Origin of the sequence: Pedobacter polysacchareus, from assembly GCF_019802255.1 — a bacterium.
GTDB classification, from domain to species: domain Bacteria; phylum Bacteroidota; class Bacteroidia; order Sphingobacteriales; family Sphingobacteriaceae; genus Pedobacter; species Pedobacter polysacchareus.
In genome coordinates this window covers 668,178-685,780 of record NZ_JAHYSS010000003.1, presented here as the reverse complement: position 1 = coordinate 685,780, position 17,603 = coordinate 668,178, and the positions used below count along the sequence as shown (strand labels likewise).

At 38.5% G+C, this 17,603-nt stretch carries 10 protein-coding genes; 7 read left to right on the top strand and 3 right to left on the bottom strand.

Annotated features, from left to right (window positions below):
- Positions 1–23: 23 nt before the first annotated feature.
- The 3 genes from K7X70_RS10555 to K7X70_RS10545 are packed head-to-tail and all read left to right on the top strand — an operon-like array spanning position 24 to position 3,968.
- Complete coding sequence (locus K7X70_RS10555) at positions 24–1,208, top strand: AAA family ATPase (RefSeq protein WP_222537024.1); 1,185 nt, start codon at positions 24–26, stop codon at positions 1,206–1,208.
- Between the two features lie 6 nt (positions 1,209–1,214).
- Positions 1,215–3,701 carry a S8 family peptidase gene (locus tag K7X70_RS10550; RefSeq protein ID WP_222537023.1) on the top strand — a complete coding sequence of 829 codons (2,487 nt, stop codon included), beginning with the start codon at positions 1,215–1,217 and terminating at the stop codon, positions 3,699–3,701.
- A 21-nt stretch (positions 3,702–3,722) separates the two neighbouring features.
- Positions 3,723–3,968 (top strand): DUF2188 domain-containing protein, encoded by a 246-nt coding sequence (locus K7X70_RS10545; protein ID WP_222537022.1) that lies wholly within the window; start codon positions 3,723–3,725, stop codon positions 3,966–3,968.
- Between the two features lie 76 nt (positions 3,969–4,044).
- Here the strand turns inward: K7X70_RS10545 and K7X70_RS10540 are convergent, their stop codons facing one another.
- Complete coding sequence (locus K7X70_RS10540) at positions 4,045–10,482, bottom strand: NACHT domain-containing protein (protein ID WP_222537021.1); 6,438 nt, start codon at positions 10,480–10,482, stop codon at positions 4,045–4,047.
- 793 nt (positions 10,483–11,275) lie between these two features.
- Here K7X70_RS10540 and K7X70_RS10535 point away from each other — a divergent pair.
- On the top strand, positions 11,276–12,475 hold the full coding sequence (locus K7X70_RS10535) for a hypothetical protein (protein ID WP_222537020.1): 1,200 nt from the start codon (positions 11,276–11,278) through the stop codon (positions 12,473–12,475).
- A 212-nt stretch (positions 12,476–12,687) separates the two neighbouring features.
- On the opposite strand, the gene K7X70_RS10530 is transcribed toward K7X70_RS10535, so the two are convergent.
- Together K7X70_RS10530 and K7X70_RS10525 are read right to left on the bottom strand one after the other, a co-directional pair.
- The gene (locus K7X70_RS10530) at positions 12,688–13,950 is read right to left on the bottom strand and encodes a TonB-dependent siderophore receptor (protein ID WP_222537185.1); all 1,263 of its coding nucleotides are present in this window, start codon (positions 13,948–13,950) and stop codon (positions 12,688–12,690) included.
- Between the two features lie 75 nt (positions 13,951–14,025).
- Positions 14,026–15,162 (bottom strand): hypothetical protein, encoded by a 1,137-nt coding sequence (locus tag K7X70_RS10525; RefSeq protein ID WP_222537019.1) that lies wholly within the window; start codon positions 15,160–15,162, stop codon positions 14,026–14,028.
- Between the two features lie 613 nt (positions 15,163–15,775).
- On the opposite strand from K7X70_RS10525, the gene K7X70_RS10520 reads away from it, so the two are divergent.
- The 3 genes from K7X70_RS10520 to K7X70_RS10510 all read left to right on the top strand — a co-directional run bounded on the left by K7X70_RS10520 (position 15,776) and on the right by K7X70_RS10510 (position 17,224).
- The gene (locus K7X70_RS10520; RefSeq protein WP_222537018.1) at positions 15,776–16,375 is read left to right on the top strand and encodes a hypothetical protein; all 600 of its coding nucleotides are present in this window, start codon (positions 15,776–15,778) and stop codon (positions 16,373–16,375) included.
- A 172-nt stretch (positions 16,376–16,547) separates the two neighbouring features.
- A complete protein-coding gene (locus tag K7X70_RS10515) occupies positions 16,548–16,766 on the top strand; it encodes a hypothetical protein (protein WP_222537017.1) in 219 nt (72 codons plus the stop codon).
- A complete protein-coding gene (locus K7X70_RS10510; RefSeq protein ID WP_222537016.1) occupies positions 16,763–17,224 on the top strand; it encodes a hypothetical protein in 462 nt (153 codons plus the stop codon). Before K7X70_RS10515 ends, K7X70_RS10510 begins: the two co-directional genes overlap by 4 nt.
- Positions 17,225–17,603: the final 379 nt, after the last annotated feature.

Genomic DNA, 17,603 nt, shown 5'->3' with positions numbered 1-17,603 from the left:
TTGGAATATATATAAATTCATACATGATCCAGTATTTTAATATTATCCAGGCACTTACCCGTTCGGCTTTAATTAATCCGAGTGGTGCAGTGCTACAGCAAGTTACCAGATTGAAAGAGGCATTAGAGAAAGACGGTTATGCTAAAGAAGCAAAATCCATGGCTGGCTTATTGTCAAGTTCTAAAGGTTCTTCGGAAATGTCACCTAGTAAAATTCAAAAGTCTTTTATTATAAATAAAGGAGAGGAGCTCAAAAAAACTACGCCTTTGCCAGTCGATAAAGAGACTGCCACACCGTTAGCTGAAGTTTATTTTGCTGATGAGTTACCGTTAAAAGAACCACTTTTTGATACCGACATTCAGGAGGCAGTCCAGAGCATAATCACTGAATGGAAAATGTTTGATCAATTGATTGAGGTTGAAGCCTTGCCTGCAAGTTCATGTCTTATTTATGGCGCTCCCGGTACGGGTAAAACACACTTGGCCAAATGGTTGGCTCAGCAAATTGGACTACCAGTGGTTTTGGCGCGTTTGGAGGGGTTAATGTCTTCATTCCTTGGGACTACCTCTAGAAACATTGGTAACTTATTTACATTTGCCAACAGGTATAATTGTGTCCTTTTACTTGATGAATTTGATGCGATTGCTAAACTTAGAAATGATCCGCAAGAAGTTGGAGAAGTGAAAAGAGTGGTAAATACATTGCTGCAATCACTAGATTCACGAAAAGGAAAGGGATTTACCATAGGCATTACTAATCATGAACTGCTATTGGATCCGGCAATTTGGAGACGCTTTGATATTCAGCTTGAAATTCCTGTCCCCTCGCCTGAGGTAATGATGGGCCTATTAAATGACTTCCTAAAACCTTTAACATTTCCAGAAAGTAATGTAAAGTTTTTATCATGGTGCTTGGAAGGTTCTTCTGGTGCGGACGCTGAAATGTTTTCCAAATGGATCAAGAGATCGATTGTTGTTAATGGTGAGAACAGTATGGTATCAGTTGCAAAGAAATTTGCCCTGCTAAATTCAGGTAGGGTGAACGCAACAAAGAGAGAAATCATGCTGAGTAGAGACGAAGATTTTATCAACGCGCTTACCTCCGATCGTACCTACAATTTCAAACAGAAGGAGATAGCGCCATTCTTCGGAATCGCACCCTCCACAGTAAGTAAACAATTGGCTAAAATAAAAGACACAGAAAAATAAAATATTATGGCAAACAGTCCTGTTCAAATCATTTTGAATTCAAATGACTTCATTACGTCACTGGATAATAATCCTGGTGGTGGTGAAAAAGATTTCTTCGCTGGCAATGATGGAGAATTTGTTAAACACAAAGCTCAACTTCAGAATCAGCTTTTAGCAATTAAAGACATTCAGCAAGAAGAAGATTTTGGACAGATTAGTTACGCCAAAGTATCTTTACAGCAATCTGCACTAGCAAAAAGCCATCGTCCCACCGGACAAATTTTTAAAAGAAACACTGCCCCGGTGATCGGTGGGGGAGACCTTGGGGAAATTTATGTAGAACTTACGCAGCGGAGCATCGATAGTCTTGTCGGCAAAGTCGGGGAAGCCGAAGTGGAAACAAGGTATAAACAGCGGGACGGCAAAACGGTCGCGAGTCCAAGTCAGTTGAGAAGCGAGGTTGGTGCTATCAAAGAGATTTTGCCATATGCTAAGAGTGACAAACGTAAGTTTTCTGTAGATGAAGCGGTCTCTTGGTTAGAAAGTCCCGAAACCAATGGAGTTTATCTGGTTGAGCTTTTTCAAAGTATTCCTCACCAAAAAGATTGGGATTTACTGAATTCTCATCGGCTAAAGCTCATTCAAAGTTTCATTGAAGGCTTGAAAAAATTGTCAGTAAAACTCAATTTTTTTAATACGACTACTGGCCTGGGCAATGTTTCGCTCTACGGTATCCGCTTGGAGGAAGGTAAGGGTGAGTCGATTATTCAGCTTCATAAAAATATAGCTTTTGGAAAAGGTGTCGTGGAACGCCCAGTTGATCTCAATTTAAATGCCCATTTGGAATTGTTGAATTTTTTGGATATTCATCCACTTGTGAAGAAAATTATGCTTCCGCCCATAATAACGACTAGTAATACAACTACGGTAGGTAAAAAGATCGATCAAGATTTTATTATGCCTATGTTGGATGATAACTACTCTTTCCCGAAAATTGGAGTTATTGACGGTGGTGTATCAAAAATCTATGGAGACTGGATCGAAGAAAATTGGGGGTATCTAAGCCCATCTGACAGAGATGAAGATCACGGAACTTTTATTTCCGGTTTGCTGCTTTTCGGTAATAGCTTGAACGGTGATGAGATTTGTCAGGAGGTTGATGGATGTAAGATCATCGACCTGGATCTGCTTCCAAAAAAATCAAGATTTGAAACCTATTATCAAAGTCCGTTGCAGTTTTTTGATGAATTGGAGGCAGCAGTACAAGATCTGAAAGCCAGGACTGGAGTTAGGATTTTTAACTTCAGTCTAAATTTTGAAGAACATGCCAGCACCAGCGGCTATAGTGTTGCTGCTCAGCGTCTCGATAAAATTGCAGAGGAAAATGATGTTATATTTGTAATCTCAGCTGGAAATACTACAACAATAGATACCAGAAAAGAATGGCCAACAGATAATTTTGAAGCGTTAAAAATTCTAGCTTCCTCTAGAAATGATACCATAAAAAAGCCTGCGGAAAGTTGTCGCAACTTAAGCGTTTCCGCGTTAAATCCGCCAAACATGACTGGCGTGGTACCGTATGCACTAAGTAATTATAGCTGCCGAGGTCCAGGCTTGCGCGTTGGACTTAAACCAGATCTAGCTCATATTGGAGGGAGCGGTACCAAGTGCTCAAGTAGTGGGGCCTACGGTTTATTATCTTTAGACGCAACTGGCAATGTCATAGATGGCTGCGGTACTAGCTATGCGGCGCCAAACGTTGCCAAAACTCTGGCATGTATTGATAATGCCATTGAAGGTGTGGTTTCCCGGGAAACCCTGATGGCCCTTAGCATACACAATTCCAGACTGCCTGAATGTCTCAGCGATAAAAAATTGAAGAACATTGCAAAAGATTTGATTGGCTTTGGTATCCCGAAAGGATCTCTAGAGATTTTAGAAGGCGACACCAACTCAATCACATTGGTGTTTGCCAACCGGATAACCCATGGCAACAAAATGAGTTTCAACTTTGCCTGGCCAGCAAGTTTGGTTAAGAATGGGAAATGTCTGGGGTTTGCCAAACTCACAGTAATTAGCACACCTCAATTTGATTATCGCTATGGTGCAGAGTTTGTTCGTGTGAATATTGAAGCTTCACTTCGACAGCAACAGAAAGATGGTAATTATAAGGGACAGCTAAAAGCCATTTATACTCCAGAGGGTGCAGATATCAGCAAGTATGAAAAGGACCAAATTGAGCATGGCTTTAAATGGAGTCCGGTTAAGGTTTATGAAAAAGCTTTTCCAAAAGGTGTCGGTCCTACAACCGATTGGCGACTGGAAGTAGAATATCTAACAAGGGACGGTGTTGTACTTCCTGTTTCAGGTGTTCCATTTACCGTAATTCTGACCATATCGGATCCCAAAAAGGAAGCACCGGTTTTCAATGACATGAGGCAAATGTTGCAAACAATAGGAGCCCAGGCGGTTGATATACAAACGGCAGCAAGAGTTACTTCAAGAGTTTAACAATTTAAATTATATAAAACTATGGCAAATTACCATGTTACCCAAAAAAAAGGCCAACAAGGCTGGAATGTACAAAAAGAAAATGGCCAGCGTGCATCAGCTGTAACGGGAACCCAGAAAGAGGCAGAGCAGATTGCAAAAGGTTTCTCCGCAAATAATGGTGGGGGTGAAGTTAGGATTCACAGGCCGAACGGAGGCCCTATCAGAGACAGCGATACTGTTAAGCCAGGGAATGATCCAAGATCTACCCGGGATAAAAAACACTAGTTTTGATGGACCTTTGAAAGATTGGATTTTGTTGAACGTGTTCCTATCGGCTATCAAAATTGATTGATAATTTCTTTCATTCGTTCTGGGATTGTAGTTTTATTTTTCTCAGAAAGCTTGAAGTTCGCCAGTTCATTTCGTTTTGCGGCTTGTATTTATCGGTAGTTCGTCTGAGGTTTATGCGCATGTAAAGGGATTTGTCAATTCCTTTGATGTATTCTGTAAGAGTAGTCCTATTGATCATAAGACTACATCCTTTCGAAACAGGTTCAAACCTTCGTCTATCCATATCTTTGAACTCTCCCTGCCATTCGAGAAAACTGATCGTTTCGACATTTCCACTATTACTGTAACAGAGGCTATTTTGGTTGCGCTGAAATTTCATTTGTTGAGTAATTGCCGGTAGAACAATCGCAATTGCACCTTCATCACGTAACCGGAAGTCGCGTTCAGACATGGCAATCAATGGGCTGATGATGTCGGCGATTGTCGTATCAGATCCATAATCTGAAAAATACTGTTCTATCTCATGCCTGTATAAATTATCACTATGTAGATAGGGAGTATACTCACGGAATAGCTCCCATAATTGTTCCTGTTCAATACCAGGCTCTGTTAGGAATAAACAGATTTCAAAATAGGTTGTAAAATGACTCGGATAACTTTCCACCCGATGAAATCCTTTTTCAAACAGGGTAATTTTATCTGGGTACCTAGATATGAAATCCGTAACCAGTTTGTCGACGTCCTTGAATTCTAGAAATTCCTCCTCGATGGTCGTCATATCGTTCCACCGTATTGAACTAAGCTGTTTCTGGGGAGATATCTGCTGATCGGATGGGTCGTAGATCCTGAATTTATATTTTAATTCCTCAATTGCCTCTTGATCGAAATTCCCTTCTCTGATTTTTTGGGAAAATAACTGGTTTAGCTGCTCTTGAATTAACTGGTAAGCGGGGCCATTAATTTCAACGGAATCCCAGTTGCTGTTTTTATTGTAGTTTTGATGCACCTTTCTCTCAAACTCCAACACGTCTGTCTTTTTATAACCCTTAGCTAATAGTATTGTATTGAGCATTCTCGAAAAGCCAATGTTTCTATTTTGTCTATATTCAATCTCGCTGATAAGATATTCCTGGTAGGGATACATTGAATACAACCTCAAACCAGTTTTTCCAGTATCGTCTTTCAAATTTGCCTGGTTGATAGCACTTGTATTGATTAAGCTTGCTTTTTCAAGTAGGTCTAAATTAATATTTTGGTTTTGATCTGCCAAAAACCTGATCAGATCTGCAAAGGAGTTTTCGATGTTAAAATGTCCAGAATCCAGTAGGTAGCTGTATTGATCTAGAATTTTCGCCACTTTTGCAGGAAGAATTACTGCCAAAGATGAAAATAAAGAGATGATATGTTCTTTCTGGTTAGTCGAGGCAGATCTGGATTTTTCTAAAATAGTGTTTTCAACTATTGATGGATAAGCTTGGTAAAGTTCGTACAAGGCTTCAATAGCGAGTTGTCTGATCTTTACAACCGGATAATCAAAAAGATCAATAATGTAATTGATAGCCATGTTTTCAAATGATCCAGATTCCTTGTAAGTGTTTATAAATGCAAGTTCAACGGCGGGTTCGGAAAGTCCTTCTGCGAGTTTTAGGTTATACTGGTAATTTGCCGTGTAGTAGGCTGCATAAAAGCCCGGGTCATTAAAATTCTCTTGATATGGAACTAAAACTCTGTCTATATCGTACGGAATTTCACTATAAGAGCGTTGATGACCGGAATAGAAAGATTGTAGAACAAATGCGTTGGCTTTTGCTGGGTAGCAGATATAACTCCAGTCCAGTAGTTCTTTTGCGATGTCAGTTGAACCATGATTTATATTTTCCAGGGTCTGAAATGCTACATCCAAGATTTCCCTGGCCTGATCTTCGTCATAGACATGCGCAATTTTTGAAAGATTAACCAAACAGCCGATTATAATTTTTCTATCGAAGAATTCGAATAAGAGCGAAGTCCATTTTTCGATTTGATTGTAGGTGGCAAGTCTGGTCAATTCGGCAACATCTTCATCCGAAATTGCCGCGTATAAACGGGAGGTATATCTTTTTGTGCCAATATAGGCTTGGTTTAGGATTTTATCCAACCAATCAGCTCTGGTCAATTCCTCTGCTGCATTTTTGGTAGGTAGGAGATTTTGGAGTTCTTTTAGCGGCTTTAATAAAAGCTCTTTCAACGAAGCCTTATTCTTAGTTAGCATGCTACCGTATTGACTTTTTCGCCCCAGAAAGGATCGTTTCAATGCAAAATGCTTTGATAACAAAATATTCTGCTCAGGTAGTTGAAGGGTATTAAACCAAGGTTTGATTTCAGTCATCACACCTGAGTATACTTGCGACCAAATAGGTGTGACTTTATTGAATTCTACTGTCGCTACATATGTTTTTATGTATGCCTCGATGTTTTCGATTCCTGAGTCTGCTAATTTTTTGAGCTGTTCTAAATTGAGCTTGGTTTGCGGCAATAGAAATTTTTCCCGCTTTTTGGCTTTTTCACCAAAATGGTTCGCTGGTTTAGGATTTTCTTCCTTATTGATTGGTGGGTAAAGAAGAAAGGGATAGTTGTCTCTTGTTTCAAAAATAGCATTGATCCGATAAATTTTTTCTGGCATTTTTTGTTCAGTATCAAACTCCCAGAACATCTGCCGGTAGACTTTTTCGTTAAATATGGGGTTGCCAATCTGGGCTAATTTCTTTGCAAAGTACTCGTATATGTCGGTTAAATGATTATCACTCGCAGAGCCAAAACCTTCCCATCTTCCCATTGTTTTTATGATTGCCCAGACAAAATCCAGTGACTTCTCGTTTGCTCCGTCGATGAGCTGTTCGATATAAATGCCCATGGCTTCATCACGGTCCATATACATATCATCCTTAAGTGCAATTTCTAGGGCGAGGCCCGGGTAGATTTTGGCTACGTATTTTATCAGTGTAGCCAAACAGATATGAAACATTCTTGGGTTTCCTGCATCTTTAATCTTATAAAGTAGATAATAAAGATCGGCGATTCTGGTAAGGCTACCTTCAGGGTCAGTTTTATGGATTTCTGGTAGCAAAGTAAATATATTTGCAAATTGGTAGTCTTTGCGATAGGAAACTCCGCAGGCTAGGGAAGGAAGTTCCATGTATATCCGGTTATAATCTTCTGAAAAACCTGTAGCCCCAAATTTGAGCCCAACGGCCGTAAGGCTCTGGACAAGCGAGGATGTCGTTTCATCGGCACGGGCAAGCTCTTCCGCTTGTGTGAGAAGTTTTCTTGAGGTATCCTTTAGTCCGTCATCGTGTTTGACAGCATCTACAAGGTACAGGTTACTCTGGAAATCCTTAAAACCGGCTTGGGCATGTGTCTCCAACCAATGATCTGCCAATTCTTTTAGTTCTTCAATGTTGCAGACCTCACTGAATAAAGGAAATATTTTTTTATGAAGGGTATGAAGTTCATATTTGAGGCTACTATCGTCTCGATATCCTCCTATAACATATTGTACATCATAGGGCGATAGAACTAGGAGTTCGATGATTTTTTTTAGTTCTGGAAGTAAATTGGGTATACCTATTCCCATGTTGTGATCAGTCCATATCTTAGCCGCATCGCTGATTGCTTTGTGGAGTTTACCAGAATATCCTCCTATTGCAGCAATTTTTTTGCTAAAAGATGTATAGTTTTTCTCTCCATAGAGATAATGGATTTTAAGCTTGTCGAACAATATGAGGAATTCCGGTTCGAGTTTACTTGGATAACCTTTTTGGATGAGCTTAATACTAATCACCGGACTGGCTTTAAGTTTTGGAAAGTCTTCCTTTACATTCTGGGCTCGAAGCTTGCCAAGTAATCTGATCAGAAAATCAATCTTTTCTAATGGCTTAAGCTGGCTGATAGAAAAATCTTTCTGGTAGATGGCTACATCCTTGCTTTTTTTTCGATGAAGAGCAATGATGAGTTCTGCTCTTGTGAAAGCCTTTAGTAATGGGCTTTTAACTGCATCCAATAGGCAGATTAGGTGAAGGAGCTTGTTTTTTCTGCCAAGAAATTTTAATAGCTCTTTGAGTTCGACTTGGGTCAGATACTGATTCAATTTTCTTAGCTCCTCAAGTAGTTCTTCAGGGTTGGAATACAGTGATTTTGCCATTAAATAATTTGCCAGACGGGGCTTATCAGCCTTAGTTTGCTCGTTCTCTAAATTGTTCTGTGACAAAAAGGTACTGAAGAATTGGATGGCAACGTTTTTTGGAATCAGTATTCCGGTTTTTTCAAGGTACTTTACTGCGTAATAGTTGAAAAAACCTGCATTTTCAAGCATGGAAAATTCGCCATTCCATATCGTCCTAAAAGATTCTTTGGTAAGTCCTGCCTCCAGAAAATACATGCTATCCTCGAAACCGTTGTTTTCCAGGTACCATTCGAATACGTTGACCTGGTATTTTAAAAATGCTATCCTAACGAATTCCGAAATTGATCCTAGTTTCAATGAGGCTATCCAGGCGGTATTAATATTTTCCAGTATATCGGCAGGAGAATGGTAGCGGCCCCAAGCATCGTTAATCCACAGGTCGTTTACCTTAGAAACGAGTTCCTGGTATTTTTCTAAGACCAGTAGGTGGGAAAAATAATTACGGAATGCCTCCTCTCCAAAAATATCATTTTCGTAGTAGCTGATCAGTGCCTGATTAAGCTTCTCGGTAAGATGAAGAGTCTTGGTTATGATAAATTCCCTGAAACTGTTATGGAAAATGTTGTAGTACTTACCTTCTTTGTCTTTCAGCAGATGGCTGAATTTGGCAATCTTTGTGGTAAGTTCCGCGAGGTCTGAATGGTTTCCGGCTGCTGATAATATCTGCTGCAGCACATCAATGGATGTAAATTCTTTTCTGTTTGCAAGCAAAGCTAATGCCCAAACCATTGTTGGGTCGTCTTTGATCTGCTGGTATAGTTGGGTATGATAGGTATTGATTTCTCCATTCAGTAGCGCAGGGAAATTTCCGATTGCACCGGAAATTTCTAAAGGATCGGTTTGTTCCAGAAACGCGCTAATGTAGTACAGGTACAGAGGTATCCCTTCTGATTTTTCATGGAGCTGGGAAATTTGTTCATCATCAATTGAGAGTCCGCGCTTTTGTAAATAGTCCCTAATCTTGGCCTGATCGAACCTGTCTATACGGATGTGCCTGCCGCTCTCTGAGCTTATAATCGCCCGCACTGTTAGAGGAAGTGCATCTATATATTGGGAGCTGATTATAAAATAGATATTGTCCGGAACCTGGCTGAGGATACTACTAGTCAGTGGATTGTTGATGAAGGCCTTGTTTCTGTCAACATGGTCAATACCATCAATAAGAATGATAATCTTTTCATCCTGTTCCGCAAGTTTTTCGATGTACAGCCCGAATTTTTCCCTATAATCTGCTGAATATCGTATCGGTAGATCAAGCTCTGGGAAGCCGGTTTCAATCGTTATACACAAAGATTTTAAAAAATAATCCCCATTAAGCCGATTATCGGCCGTAAGCTTGTCGTCTGGGATAAAGCAGTAATAAGCAAACCTAACGGACTTGTTTCTTGAAAGATATTTTGTGAGGGCGGTCGATTTTCCAGCACCTGGTACCCCTTCAACGAAGATATGACCACTTTTATATTGAGCAATGGCGTGGTCTAGTTTTTCAAAAAGTGCTGAATTTTCCACATAAATCGATTCCTCAATCTTGAATACATGGGATAGCCGGTCTACAAATCTTGAACCGATTCCAAGACCTTCTAGCAGGCTATGCTTGGTGATGTCTTCTCCTGAGATACTCCAATTCACCACCAGGTCCAATAACCTGTCCACATGGGTAGCATCAAGACCAAGCTGCTCTGTTCTACTGTGTAACTGTAGTTGGATATGGTCTTTATCAGGAGCAGAGAGCTCGAAGTTCAGGATTTTTATGAAATCAGAGAATTCCTGTTCTGAAAGTTTACTTTCTGTACGCAGCATTTTTAAAACTTGCTCGAAATCACCATACTCAGGTACTTGATCCAACGGTAAATTTCCTGAAATATACCTCTTTTGGAACTTTATAAGTTCGGATAAGCTTTTATCAATTCCCTTACTTTGTAGCCTGCTTGAGCCCGCGGCCCTAGTAGAGAAAAGGGTGATCTGGGAGGATCCTCCTACATTTGTTTTGTTTTGGTATCCCTTAGCTAGTTTTCTCCAAAGACTGTCCTTCTCGCCTTCAGCTATCTGGTACGCCAGATTGTGGATTGTAAATGCGGCGTTGCTATCTGAAGACCATTTCACTTGGATAAATTCAGTAAGTTTTTTCCCGGTAATGATGATATCATCGATATGAGGACCTTTCTGAAAATTTTCGAGTTGTATTTTCAGTATCTGCGAATCGATCTCTAGCAGCTCGATCACTTTTAGAGCTGCCAAATTGTTCTGATAATAAAATCCTGCTTGGGAAAAAGATCCTGTGCTCATTTCGTTCGTTATGTTTTTTTCTTTATTAAATGTTCCCTCTTGTTGTAATGGAAGATTGCTGTATTAAAATGCTCTTTGAGATGGGGACAATAATGTTATCCGTAAAGCATTCCTTAAGATATTGCTTTCCAATGAAAAAAGCGATTATGCTTAATACCGAAGTAAGTATACCGATTGAAATAAATATAGGATGGTTAAGTGTGTTTTTTATCATTTAAATGACCAATTTTATTTTAATATACTGAATTGTTTAAGCTTAAAAATAAAATCTTAATACTTTGATGCATTTTTTTAAGAATTTAACACCTTTCGGAGATGAATATAATCTCATTAAAAACTGATAATTGTTATTAATTATCAGTTTGTTATAAATATACATATATAAAGTAGATGGATATTTTGCTTAGTATCTTGTTTGCTGGAAGTGTCGTCAAATAGAATGATTTTTTTAGATTTTCTCCGCTAAAGGGGCCATATTACTCACGGTTTCCTTAACGCGCTGCGCAGCATCTTAAAGATGAAAAATTGTCTTGTTTTTTATCATGATTATATTAAACGCAAAGATTTAAACCGTAAATATGCAGTCTATTTATGCCGGGAAAAAGGACAAATTTGATGATGATATAGGCTGATTTTTGTAAGTATACTCTTCATATAATGCAAACTTAAATTGGGTATTTGATCTTCATTTACAGTTATTGAAAAATTGGCATGAGCAACCTAGAGCGAAATATATCGGTAGTCTCTGGATTTTTTGCCAATTTTTACCGAATTAAATATTTTAGTGATTGTTATGTCAGATAAAAACGTTGTGTTATATAAAACCCGTAAGACTCAACTTAAAAAGGTGAGAGAAATTGCTAATCGCCTCTTAAATGAAAATAAAGAGGTGAAGCCGCAAAAGAATACAACTTGGGAAAGGGAGAGAGTGGAAAACAATATAGCAAGGTTAAAGGAAATCATTGCCGGGATCAATAAAAACCTTACCGACGAGGCTGTAAAGGTTTATGTATTTACAAAAATAGCTGATTTGCGAAAAAAAAAGGAAAAGAACGGATCCTCATTTGGCAAAACAATACTCAAAAACTTCAAAGAATCGATACTCTTATTTGAACTTGCCAAATATTCGGTAAGCTATTCGATCGAAAACGATTTCTATTGGAACAAAGACGGCACAATAAACGATCATCTTGAACTAGCCTTGGGAATTCGGCATCCTGATACTTTTGGGGTTTACTGCGAAGGAAAAGTAATATTTATTCAGGAACATGTTATTCCTTATCTTGCCAGTTCATCAACCTATAATTGTGACCTGATTTCAAGTATTATGTCTGATTTCAAACATCAGCAATATGCTAATAGCAATATACTTTTGATGGTAGTGATTGAAGGTATGACCCGTGAAATGTGTAAGCAGCTTTATATTCGGCAAAACCCTACTAAAAGCATAAAGTACGCAGAAGAGTTCGTGAGAAGTTATCAGTCTTTGGAAACACTGGTTAACAAGCCCAACTGGAAAAATGATATTCCACATGATTTCTTTGCGGCCGTTGAGATGGCAAATTTTATTGATAGCCCTCAGTTGGAAGAAGCAAAACAAAAACTAAAGAAATATGAAAGTTCTAGCAGGTCTGCCTTAGTTAGAATGGAAGAACTTTTAAAAATTCTGTCGGACCAGGCCATGAGCGATGTGGAGAGGAACGAAAAGGCTTCTGCGGTAATTGTAGGGTTTTCTGGAGAATTCAAATCATGGATTTCATGCGATAGGGAAAAGGTATATGTTTCGATAAAGGTTGAACTGCAGTTTCTGGTACGCAGGTTCAAAGATGATAGGAATGAGATGATCCATGGCCGATTTGACTCCTATAATAAAAAATGGAAGAGCAATATTTACCTTTCAGCAGTGATCGCTTTGTACAAATTGATGATAAGACTGGATGCTATATATACCAAAAACAATCATATTGTTGCAGAAGGTGATTTGGGCAATTAGAATGACTATGTAATTTACTCCTTTTAATTATGACAGTAATTCAATGCTTCTAGTTTTGCTACTGCTAATTTCTCTTTACATATTTAAATCCTTGGTGAGGATGTTAATATTGTATATGTTTAATACAGCAAGATAATTGAAAAAGGCTGCCCAATATGAGCAGCCTTAACTCAAAGGTTTTTTGTGAGGCGAAATAATTATGGATTAAACACTTAAAATTTAAATGAAAAGTTAGCCACAAAATTCCTCGTAAATTGCGGGTTTCCTACCAAGTCCCAATATTCAACATTTGAAATATTATTTAATTTAAAACCGAATTTCCATTTTTCTTTTTGGTAAGAAATAGTAGCATTAATGATATGGTATGCTGGAATGGTGTATGTATTGCTAGAATTTAAATACGAATCACCTACATAGTTTCCTCCAAAACCTATTCCAATACCTTTGATGTTGGTCAAAGGTAACTGATAGTTTAGCCAGTAGTTAACAATGTGTTTAGGTGCCTGGGTAGCGAACTTACCTTCGTATGCATCTGCCTTAACAAACTTATTTTCATTAAAGCCATATCCGCCGACAATGTTAAGCCCGCTTATCGGGTTTGCCGTAAGTTCTACCTCAACATCCTTACTAACCTGTTTACCATCCTGAAAGCTAAATAGCGCATTATCTGTACGCAAAGCGTTGTCGATATCAATATAATAATAGATGATACTTCCACCGAGTTTGCCTCCTGGCAACTTGGCTTTTACACCACCTTCCAATTGGTTGGCAAAAACTGGTTTTGGTTTAAAAAGACCACCGTCTGGCTGTTCAACTGGACCCTGGTTCTGAAAACCGTTCATAAAGTTTCCAAAAAGCGATACCTTGTCTTTCACAACCTGATAAACAATCCCCAGTTTTGGAGAGAGTGAAGGCTGAACATAACCTCCTTCATAGGTCTGCTTAAAACGGTCGAATCGCAAGCTTAGCATGGTCGATAAGCGGTCAATCCAGTTGATCACATCCGATGCGTACAAGCCAAAAGCATTTCCTCCGTAAGCATCACCAGATGACGGAATGGAATTGTCTGCCAAAAGGCCGGTTATCCTACTCAAACCCGTTTTTTCGAATGGCTTAGTGACATCGATCTTATCAAGGGCAAGTGCTTTATAAGTAAGTGTTTCATCATTAAACTCATAACTGGCACCAATTAACAGGTTATGGTGTATTTTTCCGGTACTGAAACTGCCATTAAAATTTTGTTGGATATTGCCATAGGTTCTTTCCCTTGGGCCAAAGTGCCTGATGCTTGTTGAAGCGGTAGTGGCATTAAGCCATTCTACATAGGGTTGGTAGCTATGGTTTAAAAATTCATTTACATGCGATACACCTGTGGTGGATGTCCAGTTTTTACTGATCTGATATTTGGCCTGGCCAAAATATTTGGTGGCCTCAGCATCACTTAATAGATCACGTTGAAAGAAAGATTTTTTAATTGGTGATGTGCTGAAGTTTTAAAAACATTTTTGTCTTGAAAGGCACTAGTATGGAGTCAGCATATCCATCAGATTTCATTGTGGAGGGTTCAGCTTTGATATATTTTCTGCTTCTTGTATTATAGCAAATCTGGTTTCTGCCATATGATAATTAAAATCATAATCTAATCTCCCAAGATATTCCGGCAAGTCCAGGTCTGGATAACAGGCATTCCAAAACTGGATGGCAACATTCATCGCAATCTTTGAAAATTCTACTGCCCGGTTTAGCCATTCTAGTGGTGTTATCGCAAGGGATGCTTTCATGGGCGAGTAGTGTACAGCAGAGTTCCTAAGTTCTTCGTAGGCAAAAAATGCCTTTGATGCATCATTCATCTGCATTTCATCAGATGTGATCAGGGTTGCTTTTTTATCAGCGCGGATAATCTTTTGATATTGCTCGATTTTGGCTTTTAGTTGGAGATAACGCTTGTTTTTTTTTCCTGTCAAGAGCTCGGCGTCAGCAGCTGATAGTGCAGAGTCATTTCTTCTGAGAAAACTATAAGCAATACTGTTCACAAAGGCTTCAATAAATGCATAAAAAGAAAGTATTGTTAACCTGCTAAAACTGGAAACTTCAAATTTTACGTGTGTGATTTTAGTATATATTTGCTTTTCAAATTCCAAGTTACCCTTAGCTTGTGAAAGTTCCATTTCGAGTTTTCCATATTTGGTGAGCACAACGTGGTAATTTTCTGCCTTCAACAGCATGTTAAATGCATCTTTCAATAAATTTTCTTCCTCAATGTAACAACGGCCTTTGTTCTCAACTAGTCCTAATCGGAAATGATAAGGTACATAGTTATACAAAGGAAATTTTTTTAGATCAAGGTGCTCCTCCAGCCAGCCATATTCCAAACCGTAGGAATAAATATCCTGATCTCCCTTGGATACGTCGTTCCAATTTTTGGCGACGGTATTGATATCTGTTTTTAAGGGGAATTGTTGGAGCAATGGATTGGCATGTTGGTCAAGTGCGTGACGGATATCCGGGAGTTCGGCTACAATGGCCTGATCAGACGCTGTTTTAAAAAATACATCAACCCTGTTGGTGAGGTGATTAATAACCCGCCATTCTACATTTTCTGAAAATGAGGACATCATCTGCAGAAAAACCGCAATATCCTTGATGTCATTGATCCTTTTCTCTAGCGTGTCATCATTGTTAGCCATAGACAAAAATACAGTATTTGAGGATAAATGCTACGCAGCCGCTACCTTTTGAAAATCTTGGTAATTTGTACACAGAGAAGATTTAGTGAGCGATTAATTTCCTGATCGCGGCAAGATGGGCGAAAATTACTAGCTGAACGATAAATGCTGGGAGCCAGCTGCGGGGGAAATCCAGGATGGCAATCTTGGGCCGGTCAAATACAAATTTCTGGAATGGGAATGGCGTGGAGAGTACGACGTTGATGACGATGTTGAGTAGCAGGGAGCGTTTTCCCATCTTACTTTCCCAAAATATTAAACAATATCAAAGAAAACCATAATATATCAGGGTTTTTATGTCATATTCTGCACCCTGTTTTTTAGATGTTGTATTGAGGGACTAGGCCAAGTAAAAAAACTTTCATCTCTGATTAAACCCGTACAATGTGTTGTTTTGTGTCTTATTAATTAAATGCTAGGCTCACTTTCATATTCCTTGTTGTAATTTCTTATCTTCACCAAGATCTTGAAAGAATTACATTTGGTTTAACCGCGTAAATGAGGATCATAAATTCAGGAACTAAAAATCTCCTTGAACTAATCAAGAAGTATATAACAGATAATAAGTAGACTAATGGAACTAAAGACAGTCCTACTAAGATTAGGCATAGCTATAGATGATAATGACGACGTACGAGTAAAGAAAATAAAAACCTATCTTTCGGAACAAGGTCATGAAATTGATTTTGCACAAGAGATCGATAAATTGACGGATCTGGAAGTCTACTATTTAGCTGCTGCTGTACCTCTTTTGGATCTTTCACGGCCAAAATTCTCAACTGATATTGCCGAGCAGGCCCGTGAGAAATTGCAGGAAGCAACTGTTGACATGATGCTTGAACATAGAATCGTTGATCCTAAAGATAATGTCCCTTATTTTGCTATTTATAACTTGAAAGACCAAGATTATGATTTTGATTTAGAATTTTCGGACGCAGCTAATATCAGGGTGCTCCGTACATGTGTTGAAGATTTTCTGCTCAAAAGTGGTCTAAAGCGGACAATGCATATCAAAAAGTATAATGCTCTGCTTACCGATAACCAGATCAGAAAGTCCGAAACCCTTTTGGTGTTGTACTATTTGAAAGACAAAAAAACAAAATTTTATTATTGGCTTACTAATATCGGTACTCCTAGTTACAACTTGTTGCAGAAATACGTAGACAAGGTGTAAAGATTCTCGCTAGATTCATAGCTTGGATGCCAAATGTCAAGTTCTGTAGATAGACAATGTAGAGAATGAAAAAATATTAGTTATATGTCAAAACAAAGGATTTGTGCCTACTGAAATCGGGCTGAAACACTAACCAGAGAAGGATATCTGGCCAAGATGCATCATTAACAGAATGCCGGAACTTAATGCCAGATATATCGGCAGCCAGAATAAGTTCATTGGCGCTGAACTTGTCATGGCCGACGTATGCGCTGAATGCAATAACAAGAAACTGTCTCCATTGGATGCCTATTTCTGTTCACTTTTCGATCAGTATTTTCAGCATTCCATCACTGTAAAACGGATTTTGCTTTTGGGTATGATTATGACATGCTGCTCAGATGCCTGTTGAAAGTTACCTACAATACTTCAAGAACAATTATAAAGGAAAATAACCCTTTCAGTAAATACAGGAAGGTAATTCTTGAAGGAAATATGACAAGAGAGGATATTGTTATTAAATTGGATATTATTCTACCCTCGATAGAGGACGGTGTTATAACGAATTCGAATTCTGTAAGATGTGGCGCAATTGATCTGCAAAAGAATTTGGAGTATTATATTGTCCGATGCATTGCTGTTAATGCGTTCTATTTTTATATTGTTCTTTCAAAATCCGAAATTTTTCCAGAAGTTGCGATTGAGGAGTTGGCATTTGTAATGAACAGCCTTCCTGGAGTCATTGTGCATCCATCCCGGCCTATGGTCAAGGTTGACAATAATTCTGGCAGAAATACCAGATATGTGCACGAAGATTTCATAAAAGCCACGCAGTCCAGTTATGAGGAGTATATAAAAAAAGGTAAATAAGAGTATTTTGCGGAAATGAGATGACGAATTGGGAATGCAAAATAATTGTAGTAAAACCCGGTTATATACATGTCTGGAATTGGCAAAACTAATATTATTTTACTTTTTAGATTAATTTAAAAATTATTATTTAGCTAACTGGTGTAGATTTTCCCAGGGTGATTGGTTATGCTTCTGCTATGTGTTGTACGGGTAATCCCGTATATATCAATTGATGTTTTTTCACTTACACTTTCTGCTCTGCTTGGTTACATTCGGGGATTAATTTTTTGCCTATGATGAATAGTAGTTTTAGTAATTTCTTCTTTTCCATTGATTATTATACATCGTAAAGAAGTTTACCAGCATTCTGTAACTGGCTATCATGGAAATATAAGTA

Coding starts and splice junctions, on each gene's coding strand:
- K7X70_RS10555 (WP_222537024.1), top strand. CDS start 24: ATGATCCAGTATTTTAATATTATCCAGGCACTTACCCGTTCGGCTTTA.
- K7X70_RS10540 (WP_222537021.1), bottom strand. CDS start 10,482: ATGAGCACAGGATCTTTTTCCCAAGCAGGATTTTATTATCAGAACAAT.
- K7X70_RS10535 (WP_222537020.1), top strand. CDS start 11,276: ATGTCAGATAAAAACGTTGTGTTATATAAAACCCGTAAGACTCAACTT.
- K7X70_RS10520 (WP_222537018.1), top strand. CDS start 15,776: ATGGAACTAAAGACAGTCCTACTAAGATTAGGCATAGCTATAGATGAT.
- K7X70_RS10550 (WP_222537023.1), top strand. CDS start 1,215: ATGGCAAACAGTCCTGTTCAAATCATTTTGAATTCAAATGACTTCATT.
- K7X70_RS10545 (WP_222537022.1), top strand. CDS start 3,723: ATGGCAAATTACCATGTTACCCAAAAAAAAGGCCAACAAGGCTGGAAT.
- K7X70_RS10515 (WP_222537017.1), top strand. CDS start 16,548: ATGCCGGAACTTAATGCCAGATATATCGGCAGCCAGAATAAGTTCATT.
- K7X70_RS10525 (WP_222537019.1), bottom strand. CDS start 15,162: ATGGCTAACAATGATGACACGCTAGAGAAAAGGATCAATGACATCAAG.